This window comes from Stutzerimonas frequens (genome assembly GCF_024448335.1).
Classification (GTDB): Bacteria; Pseudomonadota; Gammaproteobacteria; order Pseudomonadales; family Pseudomonadaceae; genus Stutzerimonas; species Stutzerimonas frequens.
On record NZ_JAMOHM010000001.1, the window covers coordinates 161,177 to 176,247 of the forward strand.

A 15,071-nucleotide genomic window follows, 5' to 3' on the forward strand; every position below is an offset into this window, starting at 1 on the left:
AGAGTAGAAAGCGAATGGGTAGACGTCAATACAAAACGAGACCGATGGTCTCGTTTTATTTGCTGCGCAGTACGCATGCTGATCAAACCGAATGTTGCCGATGCCGCTCCAGTGCCATGGCCAGCCGCTCGGCCCGCACCCGCACTCGCTCGCGCGCCTGCGCGTCGTCCAGCCCTTGCAGGTCGGCGTCGACATTGAGCAGCACGGCATCGACACAGGCGACCAGCAACAGGACGGCGGCCTCGACGTCGCACCGTAGCGCGGGCTCGACCAGCGGCACGGCACGCTCGGCAATGCCCAGCGCCTCGATACAGGCATGGGCGGTGGCCAGCGGCACGGCACAGGCCTGTCGCGACAGTTTGGGCGCCCGCCTCTCGTCGCCCTTCAGAAAATCCGAGAAGACCGCCACATCGTCGTCGGCAAAGGCACCAGGACGGCCGAGCAGTGCCCGCGCCTCGTCGAGCAGCGCGCTGCAGCGGTCATCGTCGCGCTGCCTCGCCGAGACCCGCAGCGCCTTGACGATCAGCGCTACGGCGAGGTCCGCGGTCACCGCCGCGACCGCGCCGCAGCCGGGCAGCGCGCGCTCGGCCACGGCATTGCGAAACTGCGCGAGGGGCAGTTGCCACAGCCCCTGCCCCACACCAGGTCGGTCGGCGTCGGTCATCCGGCGTTGGCGCCTTGCCAGTGCAGCAGCACATCGAGCATGCGGTTGGAGAAGCCCCACTCGTTGTCGTACCAGGCCATCACCTTGACCAGCTCACCCTGCACGCGGGTCTGGCTGAGGTCGGCGACGCACGACGCCGGATAGCCGTTGAAGTCGCAGGAGACCAGCGCTTCCTCGTTGCACTCCATCACACCGGCCGGCAGTTTCTGCGCCCCGGCACGGAGGATCTCGTTGATCGCGTCGACGCTTGCCGGCGCGTTCTCGGCGATGAAGGTCAGGTCGACCAGCGAGACGTTCGGCGTCGGCACCCGCACCGAGAGGCCGTCCAGACGCCCGGCCAGCTCCGGCAGCACCAGGCCGATGGCCTTGGCCGCACCGGTGGTGGACGGAATCATCGACAGCCCGGCGGCGCGGGCTCGATAGAGGTCCTTGTGCGCCTTGTCCAGCAGGTTCTGGTCGTTGGTGTAGGAGTGCACGGTGTTGAGCAGCCCCTGGCGGATGCCGACCGCCTCGTGCAGCACCTTGGCCAGCGGTGCCAGGCAGTTGGTGGTGCAGGAGGCGTTGGAGATCACCCGCTGGTCCGCCAGCAGCTGATGGTTCACACCGTAGACCACGGTCAGGTCGCCGCCGTCCAGCGGATGCGAGGCGAACACCCGGCCGGCACCGGCCTGCAGGTGCTGCTCGATGGCCGCGCGCTGCTTGAACTTGCCGGTGCACTCGAGCACCACATCGACGCCCAGCTCCTTCCACGGCCGTTGGGTGGCGTCGCGTTCGGCCAGCAGGCGGATGGACTGACCGCGCACCACCATCGAGTCGCCCTCGAGCGTCACCGGCTCGGGAAAACGACCGAAGGTCGAGTCGAAACGGGTCAGGTGCACCAGCGTCTTGTGCTCGCTGAGGTCGTTGATGGCGACCACCTGCAGCTGATCCTGCAATCCGCGCTCGAACAGCGCGCGCACCACCGCGCGACCGATACGCCCATACCCATTGATGGCAATACGCAGCATGGCAAATCTCCTCGGAGGGGTTGAAAGTCAGTCGTTAGCTTAGGCGCAGTATCCACCCTTGCGTTCTCCATGAGCCGACCCGGATCAAGAGAAGTGGCGAACCCGTGTCCCGCTTGCCAGTCGTATGGCTGACAAGGCGGCGCCCCGTGGCCGCCGCACCTCAGACGAATCAGGGGGTACGCAGCATGAGCGAGACGACCCGAATGCCGTGGTGGAAGGGCGCGACCGTTTATCAGATCTACCCGCGATCCTTCGCTGACAGCAACGGCGACGGCATCGGCGACCTCCAGGGCGTACTGCGACACCTCGACTACCTCAAGCGGCTGGGGGTCGATGCCCTGTGGCTGTCGCCGATCTTCCGCTCGCCGATGGCCGATGCCGGCTACGACATCAGCGACTACTGCGACATCGACCCGCTGTTCGGCTCGCTGGCCGACATCGACCGGCTGATCGCAGAGGCCCATGCCCGCGATATTCGCGTGCTGCTGGACTTCGTGCCCAATCACACCTCGGACGAGCATCCCTGGTTCGTCGAGTCGCGCAGCTCGCGGGACAACCCCAAGCGCGACTGGTACATCTGGCGGGACCAGCCGAACAACTGGCGCGCTGCGCTGGGTGCCGGCAGCGCCTGGACCTGGGACGAACACACCCAGCAGTACTACCTGCACCTGTTCCTGGCCAAGCAGCCGGACCTGAACTGGCGCAACCCCGAAGTGGTCGCGGCAATGCACGACGTGCTGCGCTTCTGGCTCGATCGCGGCATCGATGGCTTTCGCATCGACGTCATTCACTGCACCGGCAAGGATCCGAGCTTCGCCGACGATCCGCGCTGCCAGGCCGGTCAGCCGTTGTCGGACTTCAACGACCAGCCCTACAGCCACGAGGTGCTGCGCGGCCTGCGCAAGCTGGTCGACAGCTATCCCGGTGATCGCATGCTGGTCGGCGAGGTGAACATCCGCTCCACCGAGCGCGTGCTGCAGTACTACGGCGCCGGCGATGAGCTGCACCTGGCCTTCAACTTCAATCCGCTCGATGCGCCCTGGGACCCGGTGCTGTTTCGCACCTGCATCCGTGAGGTCGAGCACTGGCTGCAGCCGGCCGGCGCCTGGCCGACCTGGGTGCTGTCCAACCACGACAATGTGCGCCAGCGCAGCCGCTACCAGGGCTCCGAGCGCGCCGCCCGCGCTGCCGCGGTGCTGTTGCTGACGCTACGCGGCACACCGTTCATCTACCAGGGCGAGGAACTGGGCCTGGAAGACGCACACATCGCCGACGAGGCGCGCATCGACCCGGGCGGCCGCGACGGCTGTCGTGCTCCCATTCCCTGGCTGGCCGAACCGCCCCATGACTGGAATGGCGCCTCACCCTGGCTGCCCTTTCCGCCCGATGCCGACGAGCTGGCCGCGGAACGGCAGGTCGGCGCGGCGAACTCGATGTTCGCCCTCTATCAGCGCCTGCTCGCAGCGCGCAAGGCCAGCCCGGCGCTGCTGCACGGCGACTTCGAGGAACTGCCCTCGCACCCCGAGGTGCTCGCCTACCGCCGGCAGCTGGGCGATGACCTGCGGCTGGTCTGCATCAATTTCGCCGAAGCGGCGCATGCCTGCCCGCAGAGTGGCGACTGGACGGTGGAAATCGCCAGCGACGGCCTCGGCGAAGGCGAGCCCTATGCCGGCACCCTGAACCCGGGCCAGGCACTCGTGCTGCGCCCCACGGAGGCCTGACCATGCGCCCACTCTGGTACCGCAACGCGGTGATCTATCAGATCGACCCCTCGCTGTTCCGTGACAGCAACGGCGATGGCTGCGGCGATCTGCGCGGCATCACCGAGCGCCTCGACTACATTCGCGGCCTCGGTTGCACCGCGATCTGGCTCATGCCCTTCTACCAGTCGCCATTCGAGGATGCCGGCTACGACATCAGCGACCATCTGCAGGTGGCCGAGCGCTTCGGCGACCTGGCCGACATCGTCGCCCTGCTGGAGAAGGCCGAGGAACTGGGTCTGCACGTGATCATCGAGCTGGTCGTGCAGCATACCTCCAGCGAACACCGCTGGTTCCAGGAAGCGCGCCGCGACCGCGATTCGCCCTATCGCGACTACTACATCTGGGCCGACGAGCCGGACGACGCCATCGAGCCGATCTTTCCCACGGTGGAAGACAGCGTCTGGACCTGGGACGAGCAGGCCGGCCAGTACTATCGCCATCTGTTCTACAAGCATGAGCCGGACCTGAACCTGACCAACCCGCGGGTGATCCACGAGATCGAGCGGATCATGTCGTTCTGGCTACGCCTGGGCGTGTCGGGCTTTCGCATCGACGCCGCGGTGCACATGGTGCGCCAGGCCGGCGGTGGCGACCTGCGCCAGGGTTACTGGCTGCTGGAACACATGCGCGACTTCGTCACCATGCGCCGCCCGGAGACCGTATTGCTCGGCGAGATCGATACCGATCCGGAGAAGTACATCGAGTACTTCGGTGACGAGGCCGACCGCGTCACCCTGCTGCTGGACTTCTGGGTCAACAACCATCTGTTCCTCGCCCTCGCCAGGCAGCAGGCCGAGCCGCTCTGTCGCGCGCTGAACAGCCAGCCGCTGCCACCCAGCCATTCGCAATACGCCCTGTGGATTCGCAACCACGACGAGCTGAGCCTCGACCGGCTGGAGGAGGATGAGCGCAACGAGGTGCTGGATACCTTTGCCCCCGACCAGAACATGCGCGCCTACAACCGCGGTATTCGCCGACGCCTGGCGCCCATGCTCGACGGCGACGAGCGACGCATCGCCGCCACCCACGCCCTGCTCTTCTCCCTGCCCGGCACGCCGATCATCCGCTACGGCGAGGAAATCGGCATGGGCGACGATCTCGAGCGCCCGGAACGGCTGGCGGTGCGCACGCCGATGCAGTGGTCCAACGAGCCCAACGCCGGCTTCTCCTGCATCGACGCGCAACGGCTGATCGCCCCGGTGATCGATGAAGGGCCCTTCGCCTTCGACAGGGTCAACGTATTCGCCCAGACCCTGCGCAGCGACTCGCTGATGGCACGCACCGGCAACATGATCCGCACCCGCATCGGCCTGCGCGAGATCGGCATCGGCAAGCGGCGCACGGTGGAGGTGGACGACCCGAGCGTGTTCGCCATTCGCCACGACAACGATTCCACGGTGCTGATGCTGGTGAATCTGGCGGACCGCGAGACCACCGTGACGATCACCGACGACGACCTGCAGGACATGGTCGATGTACTCGCCGACTGCGACTACGGGCAGCCCGAGGGCTCCCCGCTCCAGCTGCGGCTGGGTCCGTACGGCTACCGCTGGCTGCGGCGCAAGCAGCAACTGTTCGGATAGGAGCGACGCATGATTCTCGACGCAACACAGTGGCGTGCCTGGCACGGCGCCGATTTTCCCGAGGGCAGCTGGTACCGCGACGAGGAGCAGCTGTGCGCCATCGTCGGTGCGCCGCGGATCGACCTGATATCCCGCGAGCGCTACGCGAACTTCATCCTGCGTTTCGAATACGCGCTGCCGGTCGGCGGCAACTCCGGGGTGTTCTACCGCGTCGACGAGGCCGCCGAACTCGCCTGGCAAAGCGGGCCGGAAATGCAGCTGCTGGACGATGCCGTGCATCCCGACGGCGCCGAGCCGACCACACGCAACGGCGCCCTGTACGGCCTGCGGGCAACGCAGCAGGAAACGCCGATCGAACCGGGCAGTTTCATGGAAGGCGCGCTGCTGGTTCGCGACGCGGACGTCGAACACTGGCTGGACAACCGCATGGTGCTTTCTTATCGCCTGGATGACCCGGATCTGCGCATGCAGATTCGGACCAGCAAGTTCGCCGACAAGCCGTTGTATGCACAGGCCACCGCCGGCCACATCGTGCTGCAGCACCATGGCGAGGCCGTGCGCTTTCGCCGCCTGTCGATCGAACCGCTCAGCTGAACGTCGCCCTTGGATCGGCGCCGCGAATTGAGCGAGAATGCGCGGCTTTTCCAGGCTGCGAAACGCAGTGACGGCAGAAGCGCCACCGCGCCGAGCGTCAGGCAAGCCGCGGCCGCCCACGCTTGAGGTAGCGTTCGTGGAACAGCTGAAAGATAAGATTCGCAGTCATGGCATCGTGCTTTCCGACCGGGTTCTCAAGGTCGACGCGTTCCTCAATCACCAGATCGACCCGGTGCTGATGCAGGCCATCGGCCGAGAATTCGCTCGTCGCTTCCGCGATGACGGGATCACCAAGATCGTCACCATCGAGGCCTCGGGCATCGCACCGGCCGTGATGGCCGGCCTGGAGCTGGGCGTACCGGTGATCTTCGCCCGCAAGCATCAGTCGCTGACCCTGCATGACAACCTGCTCACCGCGACCGTCTATTCGTTCACCAAGCAGGTGGAAAGCACCATCGCTGTATCGACGCAGCACCTGTCTGCCAACGACCGCGTGCTGATCATCGACGACTTCCTGGCCAACGGCAAAGCCGCCAAGGGCCTGATCTCGATCATCAATCAGGCCGGGGCCAGCATCGCCGGCCTCGGTATCGTCATCGAGAAGTCCTTCCAGACCGGGCGCAAGGAGCTGGAAGAAGCCGGCTACCGCGTCGAGTCACTGGCCCGGGTCGCCTCGCTGGCCGATGGCGCCGTGCAGTTCATCGACTGAACGCGATCTGCGCATGCGCCGTTCATGAGGCGACCGGCGCGGCCTTCCCGCGCCACAGCGTAACCAGCGCACCCTGCGTGCCTGCCAGCGGATCGCTGACGGGCACGCCGACGCGGGCGATCCGCGCCTTCGAGTCGTCATGGCTGGCCGCCTCGGGGCGCTGCATGTCGTACTGCTGATCGACCGGATAGCCGGCCACCACCTGAAAATCCTCGCTGGCCTCCAGTGCGCAATGCCCGGTGCCGGCCGGCAGCACCAGCGCATCGCCGGCGCGCAGTTCGACCTCCTCTCCATGCTCCCCACCGAGCATCAACCGTGCCCAGCCGCTGGCCACGCCGAGTACTTCGTGGGCGGTGGAGTGGTAATGGTCGTAGTCGTAAACCGTCCCGCGCCAGGCCGACGGCCAGAGATGACTGTCGAACAGCCGCTCGAACGCCTCGGCCGGACTCGGCCCCGCCAAGGGCAGGTGGCGATAGATCAGCACCGGGTGCGGGCTGTTGGGCGTGCGCCCGTCACTGGTGAGCTGCAACTGTTCGGGATGCGGCGCGGTACTGGGCATGCGGGCCTCCGTCTCGGATCGATGAATCGGCCAGGCGGCCGTATCAGTTTCGACTCGAGACGCTCGCGCTTTGCTCCCGCCAGAAACGACAAAGCCGCCCGGAGGCGGCTTTGCTGATGACGCGGCGCTCGATCAGAGGCCGGACATGTGCTGGATGGCGGCCTTCAGCTCGTCATCGGAGCAGTCGCCACAGGTGCCTTTCGGCGGCATGGCGTTGATACCGCTGATGGCGTGCTTGAGCAGGCCGTCCAGACCACCGGCGGCATCGGCACGGGCCGACCAGGCGGCGGTATCGCCAGTCTTCGGCGCGTTCAGCAGGCCAGAGCCATGGCAGGCAGTGCAGAACTTGCCGTACACATCGGAACCGCTACGGGCGGCACCACCAGCGGCAACGGCAGCGCCGGCACCAGCGGCTGCGCATTCTTCACCTTGGATACATACTTCGCCCACCGGCTTGAGGCGCTCGGCGATTGCTTCGTCGGTCGCAGCCTGAGCGCTCATTGCCCACAGGGCCAATACGGCAGTCTGTGCTACCAGGATCTTCTTAATCAGGTTCACCTTACACCCTCATTGTGGCTAGACACGCCCGCGGCCACGGTATCGCGAGCGGCGGTCAGTATAACGGCAAGCCATGCCGGCCGAAACAATACGAAAGGCCCGAGGATTCCCAGCGACGCTTTGTCGCATCGCAACTTTCGGACGAACCTAGGCCGGTAGTGGTTAAAAGTTGGCCGGTGTCGTCGCGCTGATCAACCGCGCCGGCGCGTCGAACGGATTGCGAAAACGATGCGGCTTGGCGCTCTCGAAATAGTAGCTGTCGCCGCTCTCCAGCACATAGACCTGACCATTCACGGTCAATTCGAGACGCCCTTCGACCAGCATGCCGGCCTCTTCGCCCTGATGCGAGAGCATGTCCATTCCGGTGTCGGAGCCGGGCGGATAGGTCTCGTCGAGAAAGGCGATGGCACGTCCCGGGTGCGCCTTGCCCACCAGCTTCATGCTCACCGCACCGTCCGAGATATCGATCAGCTCGCCAGCCTTGTAGACCACCTGGGTATCGCTGTCCTGATCGAAGTCGGGCGAGAAAAACTCCACCAGCGACATCGGGATGCCGCCCAGCACCTTTTTCAGCGAGCTGATCGACGGGCTGACGCTGTTCTTCTCGATCATGGAAATGGTGCTGTTGGTCACGCCTGCGCGCTTGGCGAGTTCACGCTGGGACAGGCCCTTGAGCTTACGGATGGTTTGCAGTCGAACGCCGACGTCCAATACGGGAGCCCCCTTTCAAGAGCGAAGCGATGAGGGGGCTTATGATGGCAACGGCGTTCAAAATTTACAACACTGCTTCCGGCCAAGCCGGCGCCCGGTTCACGCGGCGCTCCCAGGCCTCAGAGTACCGGGCCGGCGAGATCGGGCATGGCCGCGACAACGGTGATCTCGACCCGTACATCCGGTGAATACATCAGTGCCTGAACGGTTGTCCGTGCCGGTGCCGTTCCAGGCGCGACCCATGCATCCCACACCTCGTTCATGCCGGCATAGTCGCCAGCGATGTCCTTCAAATGGATGGTCGCCGACAGCAGGCGGGCCTTGCTGGTGCCCGCCTCGTCCAGCAGACGCTCGATGCTGGCAAGCGTTTCGCGGGTCTGCTGGCGGATGTCACCGGCCAGGTCATCGGCCAGTTGCCCGGACAAATAGACCGCGCCGTTATGGATCACCGCCTCGCTGTAGCGTGTCTCAGTGTGCAGCCGCCGGATGGGCATGTTTGTGATTCTCCTTGTGCTTGCCGTAACGGAAGATATCCAGCCCCTCGGTGCTGATCTGCGGACGCTTGGAGGCGAGCAGATCGGCGAGCACCCGGCCGGAGCCGCAGGCCATGGTCCAGCCCAGCGTGCCGTGACCGGTGTTGAGGAACAGGTTGCGATAGGGTGTCGCACCGATGATCGGCGTACCGTCGGGCGTGGCCGGTCGTAGGCCGGTCCAGAATACCGCTTCGCTCGGATCGCCGCCCAGCGGGAACAGATCGCCCACCACCATTTCCAGAGTCTCGCGGCGGCGCGGGTTGAGCGACAGATCGTGTCCGGCGATCTCCGCCATGCCGCCGACGCGGATACGCTGATCGAAGCGGGTGATGGCGACCTTGTAGGTCTCGTCGAGCACGGTGGACTGCGGCGCCATGGCCGGATCGCTGATCGGCACGGTCAGCGAATAGCCCTTGAGCGGGTAGACCGGCGCGCGAATGCCCAGCGGCTTGAGCATCTGCGGGCTGTAGCTGCCCAGCGCCAGCACGTAGCGATCGGCGACTTCCAGCTTGCCGTCGATCCACACCCCGGCGATCCGGTCGCCGGCATGCTCCAGACGCTGGATGTTCTGCTCGAAACGGAACTCGACGCCCAACTCTCGAGCCATCTCCGCCAGGCGGGTGGTGAATAGCTGGCAGTCGCCGGTCTGGTCGTTGGGCAGGCGCAGAGCGCCGCTGAGCTTGTCCGCTACCTTGGCCAGGGCCGGTTCGACCCGGGCGATAGCGGCGCGATCGAGCAGCTCGTAGGGCACGCCGGAGCGCTCCAGCACGGCAATGTCCTTGGACGCGGCATCCAGCTGGGCCTGGGTGCGGAACAGCTGCGTGGTGCCGAGCTGCCGCCCTTCATAGGCGATACCGGTTTCGGCGCGCAGCTCGTCGAGGCAGTCACGGCTGTACTCGGACAGCCGCACCATGCGCTCCTTGTTCACCGCATAACGTGCCGCCGTGCAGTTGCGCAGCATCTGCGTCATCCACAGATACTGGTCGACGTCACCGGTGAGATTGATGGCCAGCGGCGCATGGCGCTGCAGCAGCCACTTCATCGCCTTCAGCGGTACACCCGGTGCAGCCCAGGGAGAGGCATAACCCGGCGAAACCTGGCCGGCGTTGGCGAAACTGGTTTCCATCGCCACGGCCGGTTGCCGATCGACCACCACCACCTCGAAACCGGCCCGCGCCAGATAGTAGGCGCTGGCGGTGCCGACGACTCCGCTACCCAGTACCAGTACACGCATTGCAGCCTCCCGCCCGTTGGAACGGACTTTTCCGGATTCACTATTGATTCGGAGTATAGGAAGGCCTGAGCAGTGTTATTCACCATATAAAAAGCTATCTTTGGCCATCATTCACGCCAGCGAAGCTTTATTTGGAGGGTTTATCCCTTGAGAACGCGCCACCAGAGCCGCCGCGAACTGGACAAGATCGACCGCCATATCCTGCGCATCCTGCAGGCCGAAGGACGCCTGCCGTTCACCGAGCTGGGCGAGCGCGTCGGCCTGTCCACCACGCCCTGCACCGAGCGCGTCCGGCGCCTGGAGCGCGAGGGCATCATCATGGGCTATTCGGCGCGGCTGAACCCGCAGTATCTGAAGGCGGGGCTACTGGTATTCGTCGAGATCAGCCTGGCGTACAAGTCCGGCGACATCTTCGAGGAGTTCCGTCGCGCCGTGCTCAAGCTGCCGCACGTGCTCGAATGCCACCTGGTTTCCGGAGACTTCGATTACCTGGTCAAGGCACGGATTTCGGAGATGGCGTCCTACCGCAAGCTGCTCGGCGACATCCTGCTGAAGCTGCCTCACGTACGCGAATCGAAGAGCTATATCGTGATGGAGGAGATCAAGGAGTCCCTTGACCTGCCGGTCCCGGACTAGAGCCGCTGACAACACATTTCATAATGCCGCGACGGACCTTGTACGCCGCCGTCGGTCCGAGCCGCCTTTGCTCCGGGATACCGCTCCGGTCTACCCTAGAAAAATGCAGACTCTTCATGACACTTCAGTGAACCACCGTGCATCCGCTTCGAACACCAGCGACCATGCACCCTCCTACTATGCCGCGAGCGTCAACCGCGAGCTGACCCTCGAGCCGCTGCAGGGCGAACAGCGTGCCGACGTGTGCATCGTCGGTGGCGGCTTCTCCGGCCTCAATACCGCCATCGAACTGGCCGAACGCGGGCTCAGCGTCATCCTCCTGGAAGCGCACCGCATTGGCTGGGGTGCCAGTGGCCGCAACGGCGGCCAGCTGATCCGCGGCGTCGGCCATGATGTCGAGCAGTTCAGCAAGATTATCGGCGAAGAGGGTGTCGACGAACTCAAGCGCATGGGCTTCGAGGCGGTGGATATCGTTCGCCAGCGCATCGAGCGCTACGCCATCGATTGCGATCTGACCTGGGGCTACTGCGACCTGGCAACCAAGCCGCGTCACCTCAAGGGCTTCGACGAAGACTATTCCGACCTGCTGCGCCTGGGCTATCCGCATCAGTTGCAGCGCATTTCGCGGCCGAACCTGGCCACCGTGGTCGGCTCGCAGCGCTATCTCGGCGGGCTGCTGGACATGGGTTCCGGGCACCTGCACCCGCTCAATCTGGCGCTTGGCGAAGCGGCCGCGGCGCAGTCGTTGGGCGTGCGGCTGTTCGAACAGTCGGCAGTCGAGCGCATCGAGTACGGCCCGCAGATCAAGGTGCATACCGCGCAGGGCGTGGTGTACGCGGACAACCTGGTGCTCGCCTGCAACGCCTACCTCAACGGCCTGCAGCCGAAGCTCGCCGGCAAGGTGCTGCCGGCCGGTAGCTACATCATTGCCACCGAACGCCTGCCCGAACCGTTGCGCCGTGAGTTGCTGCCGCAAAACACGGCCGTCTGCGATCAGCGCGTGGCGCTCGACTACTTCCGCCTCTCCGCCGATGGCCGGCTGCTGTTCGGCGGCGCCTGCCACTACTCCGGCCGCGATCCGAAAGACATCGCCGCCTATATGCAGCCGAAGATGCTCGAAGTGTTCCCGCAGCTGATCGGCATCGGCATCGACTACCAGTGGGGAGGCATGATCGGCATCGGCGCCAATCGCCTGCCACAGATCGGTCGCCTGCCGGAGCAGCCCAACGTGTTCTATGCCCAGGCCTACTCCGGGCACGGGTTGAACGCCACCCACCTGGCCGGTCGGCTGCTGGCCGAAGCCATCGCCACCCAGGAAAGCCAGGGCTTCGACCTGTTCGCCAAGGTGCCGCATCCGACCTTCCCTGGTGGCCGGGCGCTGCGTTCGCCTTTGCTGGCTCTGGGCATGCTCTGGTACAGGCTGAAGGACCGCTTCTGAATTTTCCGACGAAGCGCAGCGTCCAAGCATGAATGAATGGATGCAGACCCGGAGCCACCTTGCGCGCCTATCTGACGCTGTTGCTGCTTGTGCTGCTGGCCGGTTGCGCCAGCCATCCTGCACCATCCGAGTCCCATGCGGTCGCCGCCGACGCCTCACCGCTCGGCCGTCGGATCCAGCAGCTCGCCGCCGACCATCCTGACGGCCACTCGGGCTTTCGCCTGCTTCCCGAGAGCACCGAGGCGTTCACCGCCCGCAGCGAGATGATCCGCGCGGCCCAGCTCAGCCTGGACGTGCAGTACTACATCGTCCATGACGGCCTTACCACGCGGGCGCTGATCGACGAACTGCTGCAGGCCGCCGATCGCGGCGTACGCGTGCGCTTGCTGCTGGACGACACCACCAGCGACGGACATGACTACCGGATCGCGACGCTCGCGGCGCACCCCAACATCCAAGTTCGAGTATTCAATCCGCTGCATATCGGCCGCAGCAACGCTGTCACTCGCACCCTGGGACGGCTGCTGCACCTGTCTCTGCAGCACAGGCGCATGCACAACAAGCTGATGCTGGTCGACAGCAGCCTGGCGATCGTCGGCGGACGCAACCTTGGCGACGAGTACTTCGAGGCGGACCAGGCGATGAACTTCACCGACATCGACCTGCTCGGTGCCGGCCCGGTGGCCGAACAGCTGGCGCGAAGTTTCGATGAATACTGGAACAACCAGCTCAGCGTGCCCATCCAGCGCTTTCTCTGGTCGCAGCCCAAGGCCAGCCGCCTGGACAAGGCGCGGCAGGAACTGCGTGACTACCTGCAACAGGCACGACAGGACAACAGCAAGCAGTACCAGCGGCTGATGCAGTACAAGCAGCGTCCGCAACTGCAACAGTGGCTGGAGGAACTGATCTGGGCGCCCGGCGAAGCCATGTGGGACGCGCCGGAAAAACTGCTGGCCGAGGGCGTGCCTGCTGCCTCCCTGTTGCTGACCGCCCAGCTGGCTCCCTCCATGCAGGCGGTCAGCCAGGAGCTGACGCTGGTCTCCGCCTATTTCGTACCGACCGACAGCGGCGTCGACTACCTGGCCGACCGGGCCGGTGCCGGCGTCGTCGTTCGCGTCCTGACCAATTCGCTGGAAGCCACCGACGTTCCGGCGGTGCATGGCGGCTACGCGCCCTACCGCGAGCGGATGCTGGAGCTCGGGGTCCGCCTGTTCGAACTGCGCCGGCAGCCGGAGCAGGAACCGTCCTACAGCTTTCTCGGCGAATCGGAGTCCAGCCTGCACAGCAAGGCGGCGGTGTTCGATCAGGAAAAAGTCTTCATCGGCTCGCTCAATCTCGACCCGCGCTCGATCCTGTGGAACAGCGAAGTCGGCATTCTGGTGAAAAGCCCCGAGCTGGCCCGCGAGGTGCATCGCCTGACGCTGGAAGGCATGTCGCCAGCGGTGAGCTACGAGGTGCGCCTAGAGGAGCGAGGTGGACAGCGGCAGCTGGTCTGGATCGCGGAAGACGGTGGCCGGCTGCGCGTCATCGAAAAAGAGCCAGGCGGCCTGTGGCGACGTTTCAACGCGTGGTTTTCCAACGTGATCGGCCTGGAAAAAATGCTCTAGGTTCGCCGCTCGCCGCTGCGCGATAGCGACGCAAATGACTACAAAGCGCTACAAATCATTCTTTGGGGTGATACCACTTGGCCAGCGCTCCGTTAGGCTCAATTCGCGGCTGCCAGCACGCAACGCTTCTATAAAAATAAGAAAGGAGCACAACAATGGAACGTTTCACCCGCCTCTGGCTATTGCTGATACTTGCGATGCTGCCCGGTTTCACCGAGGCGGCGCCAAGCGAACCTGCCACTGCCCTGCAGAACATGCAGATCCATGCCAACCGCGCCACCAGCAGCCTGCTGCTCTACCGTGGCGAAGGCTTCCAGAAGGCCCATCTGTTACGCCTGGAGGACGACATCCGGGCACTGAATGCGGCCATGCTCGAAGTGCCCAGCCCCACCAGTGCGCTGCGCGAAGGTCATCAGGAGCTGCTCGCGCGCTTGCGTGAGGGAGCGGGCTTCGGCTACGAGGAAGACGATATGCCCTGGGGCTGGCCACTGCAGATGAGCAAGGCCCTGCGCGATTTTCTCACCGCGGTTCGCGCGCAACAGGGCGCCGATGCTCGAGCGGAATTGCCGGCCAAGGTCGAGTACCTCGCGGTGCAGTACCTCAGCCGTGCCTACATAGGTTCCTTCGAGATTGCCCGCGAGCAACCGGATACCTACCTGGGTCAGGATGAACGCCAGCTGGTGCCGGCCATCGATACACAGCTGGCCGAGCTGGACGGCAAGCGTGATCCGACGCTGGCGAAGCTCAAAACGCGCTGGGATTTTCTCAAGGTGGCACTGGAGGACATGAACAGCGCCAGCAACAACTTCAGCACCGCCTCGGGCCGCCCGTTCGCGCCGATCATGGTCGACCGCCACGCGCGCAGCCTCAGCGACCAGTGGATGGCCGCACGGCCCTGACGCGCTTCAGCTACGCGCGGTCGACTCGCGCAGACGCACCGGGCCGACGCGCGCCTCGATGGCGAGGCGCAGCGGCTCGCGCAAACCGAGCATGAAACCGAGTTCCGCCGCAACGAACAGCGGGCCGATGATCAGGCCGGTCAGGTCATCGACGAAGGCCGGCTTGCGCCCCTCGAAATAGTGCCCGACGAACTGAATGATCCAGCCGAGCACGAACATCCCCACGCCCGCGCTCAGCCAGAGCGGCGTGCCGGCGCTCGCCAGGCGTGCGCCCAGCCACAGGCAGACCAGCAGCACGGCGCTCATAAGCAGGCCATAGCGCCAGTCAAGACGAAGATAGAAGACCGCAGCGGCAAGCGATACCAATGCTGCCGGACTGAGCCAAAGGCCGCCCCACTCGATGGCGGGACGCGAAAGAAGCACGGCCACGGCGAGAACGATCAGCGGGATGCCGATGAAGTGGCTGAGCAGATTGCGCGGGTCACGGTGGTAGGCGGCGTATTGCGCCAGGTGATCGGTCAGGCTTTTCATGGTGCTGTCCCAGACAACGGCGGTTCGCCAAGCTTAGTCGCTGCC

General features: G+C 65.0%; 16 protein-coding genes. 8 read left to right on the forward strand and 8 right to left on the reverse strand.

The genetic code is table 11. The annotated features are described in order from the left end of the window. Positions 1-82: 82 nt before the first annotated feature. Positions 83-664: a cyclodeaminase/cyclohydrolase family protein gene (locus tag NAO55_RS00740; protein WP_102839543.1), complete on the reverse strand. Its 582-nt coding sequence runs from the start codon at positions 662-664 to the stop codon at positions 83-85. Continuing rightward, the gene (gene gap, locus NAO55_RS00745; RefSeq protein WP_102839542.1) at positions 661-1,671 is read right to left on the reverse strand and encodes a type I glyceraldehyde-3-phosphate dehydrogenase; all 1,011 of its coding nucleotides are present in this window, start codon (positions 1,669-1,671) and stop codon (positions 661-663) included. Before gap ends, NAO55_RS00740 begins: the two co-directional genes overlap by 4 nt. A 185-nt stretch (positions 1,672-1,856) precedes the next feature. Between gap and NAO55_RS00750 the strand changes: the two genes are divergently transcribed. The 4 genes from NAO55_RS00750 to NAO55_RS00765 all read left to right on the forward strand — a co-directional run bounded on the left by NAO55_RS00750 (position 1,857) and on the right by NAO55_RS00765 (position 6,320). Next, a complete protein-coding gene (locus NAO55_RS00750) occupies positions 1,857-3,392 on the forward strand; it encodes an alpha-amylase family glycosyl hydrolase (RefSeq protein WP_102839541.1) in 1,536 nt (511 codons plus the stop codon). Positions 3,393-3,394: 2 nt separating this feature from the next. After that, on the forward strand, positions 3,395-5,017 hold the full coding sequence (locus NAO55_RS00755) for an alpha-amylase family protein (protein ID WP_102839540.1): 1,623 nt from the start codon (positions 3,395-3,397) through the stop codon (positions 5,015-5,017). A gap of 9 nt (positions 5,018-5,026) precedes the next feature. Next, complete coding sequence (locus tag NAO55_RS00760) at positions 5,027-5,611, forward strand: 3-keto-disaccharide hydrolase (protein ID WP_102839539.1); 585 nt, start codon at positions 5,027-5,029, stop codon at positions 5,609-5,611. A 136-nt stretch (positions 5,612-5,747) separates the two neighbouring features. Then, a complete protein-coding gene (locus NAO55_RS00765) occupies positions 5,748-6,320 on the forward strand; it encodes a xanthine phosphoribosyltransferase (RefSeq protein ID WP_013981607.1) in 573 nt (190 codons plus the stop codon). A gap of 22 nt (positions 6,321-6,342) precedes the next feature. Here the strand turns inward: NAO55_RS00765 and NAO55_RS00770 are convergent, their stop codons facing one another. The 5 genes from NAO55_RS00770 to dadA form a co-directional block, all read right to left on the reverse strand. Then, on the reverse strand, positions 6,343-6,879 hold the full coding sequence (locus tag NAO55_RS00770) for a cupin domain-containing protein (protein WP_102839538.1): 537 nt from the start codon (positions 6,877-6,879) through the stop codon (positions 6,343-6,345). 132 nt (positions 6,880-7,011) lie between these two features. Beyond that, complete coding sequence (locus NAO55_RS00775; protein WP_020306742.1) at positions 7,012-7,437, reverse strand: c-type cytochrome; 426 nt, start codon at positions 7,435-7,437, stop codon at positions 7,012-7,014. Between the two features lie 162 nt (positions 7,438-7,599). Then, entirely contained in the window at positions 7,600-8,148 is a 549-nt protein-coding gene (locus tag NAO55_RS00780) for a cupin domain-containing protein (protein WP_020306743.1), read from the reverse strand. Positions 8,149-8,267: 119 nt separating this feature from the next. Further along, a complete protein-coding gene (locus tag NAO55_RS00785; protein ID WP_053526898.1) occupies positions 8,268-8,642 on the reverse strand; it encodes a RidA family protein in 375 nt (124 codons plus the stop codon). Further along, positions 8,617-9,915, reverse strand: a complete 1,299-nt coding sequence (gene dadA / locus NAO55_RS00790; RefSeq protein ID WP_102839537.1) for a D-amino acid dehydrogenase — start codon at positions 9,913-9,915, stop codon at positions 8,617-8,619. The genes NAO55_RS00785 and dadA overlap by 26 nt, the downstream gene beginning before the upstream one ends. A gap of 147 nt (positions 9,916-10,062) precedes the next feature. Between dadA and NAO55_RS00795 the strand changes: the two genes are divergently transcribed. The 4 genes from NAO55_RS00795 to NAO55_RS00810 all read left to right on the forward strand — a co-directional run bounded on the left by NAO55_RS00795 (position 10,063) and on the right by NAO55_RS00810 (position 14,495). Further along, positions 10,063-10,551 (forward strand): Lrp/AsnC ligand binding domain-containing protein, encoded by a 489-nt coding sequence (locus tag NAO55_RS00795; protein ID WP_053526900.1) that lies wholly within the window; start codon positions 10,063-10,065, stop codon positions 10,549-10,551. A 103-nt stretch (positions 10,552-10,654) separates the two neighbouring features. Continuing rightward, positions 10,655-11,989: an NAD(P)/FAD-dependent oxidoreductase gene (locus NAO55_RS00800; RefSeq protein WP_102839536.1), complete on the forward strand. Its 1,335-nt coding sequence runs from the start codon at positions 10,655-10,657 to the stop codon at positions 11,987-11,989. Positions 11,990-12,048: 59 nt separating this feature from the next. Next, positions 12,049-13,596 carry a phospholipase D family protein gene (locus tag NAO55_RS00805; RefSeq protein WP_102839535.1) on the forward strand — a complete coding sequence of 516 codons (1,548 nt, stop codon included), beginning with the start codon at positions 12,049-12,051 and terminating at the stop codon, positions 13,594-13,596. A gap of 155 nt (positions 13,597-13,751) precedes the next feature. Further along, positions 13,752-14,495: a hypothetical protein gene (locus tag NAO55_RS00810; protein WP_102839534.1), complete on the forward strand. Its 744-nt coding sequence runs from the start codon at positions 13,752-13,754 to the stop codon at positions 14,493-14,495. A 6-nt stretch (positions 14,496-14,501) separates the two neighbouring features. Here NAO55_RS00810 and NAO55_RS00815 read toward each other — a convergent pair whose 3' ends face one another. Continuing rightward, positions 14,502-15,026, reverse strand: coding sequence for an Mpo1 family 2-hydroxy fatty acid dioxygenase (locus NAO55_RS00815; protein ID WP_102839533.1), 525 nt, complete (start codon positions 15,024-15,026; stop codon positions 14,502-14,504). Positions 15,027-15,071: the final 45 nt, after the last annotated feature.

Excerpts from the sequence above, each read along its gene's own strand:
- NAO55_RS00810 (WP_102839534.1), top strand. The coding sequence starts at position 13,752 with ATGGAACGTTTCACCCGCCTCTGGCTATTGCTGATACTTGCGATGCTG.
- NAO55_RS00770 (WP_102839538.1), bottom strand. The coding sequence starts at position 6,879 with ATGCCCAGTACCGCGCCGCATCCCGAACAGTTGCAGCTCACCAGTGAC.
- NAO55_RS00750 (WP_102839541.1), top strand. The coding sequence starts at position 1,857 with ATGAGCGAGACGACCCGAATGCCGTGGTGGAAGGGCGCGACCGTTTAT.
- NAO55_RS00755 (WP_102839540.1), top strand. The coding sequence starts at position 3,395 with ATGCGCCCACTCTGGTACCGCAACGCGGTGATCTATCAGATCGACCCC.
- NAO55_RS00760 (WP_102839539.1), top strand. The coding sequence starts at position 5,027 with ATGATTCTCGACGCAACACAGTGGCGTGCCTGGCACGGCGCCGATTTT.
- NAO55_RS00800 (WP_102839536.1), top strand. The coding sequence starts at position 10,655 with ATGCAGACTCTTCATGACACTTCAGTGAACCACCGTGCATCCGCTTCG.
- dadA (WP_102839537.1), bottom strand. The coding sequence starts at position 9,915 with ATGCGTGTACTGGTACTGGGTAGCGGAGTCGTCGGCACCGCCAGCGCC.
- NAO55_RS00740 (WP_102839543.1), bottom strand. The coding sequence starts at position 664 with ATGACCGACGCCGACCGACCTGGTGTGGGGCAGGGGCTGTGGCAACTG.
- NAO55_RS00815 (WP_102839533.1), bottom strand. The coding sequence starts at position 15,026 with ATGAAAAGCCTGACCGATCACCTGGCGCAATACGCCGCCTACCACCGT.
- NAO55_RS00785 (WP_053526898.1), bottom strand. The coding sequence starts at position 8,642 with ATGCCCATCCGGCGGCTGCACACTGAGACACGCTACAGCGAGGCGGTG.
- gap (WP_102839542.1), bottom strand. The coding sequence starts at position 1,671 with ATGCTGCGTATTGCCATCAATGGGTATGGGCGTATCGGTCGCGCGGTG.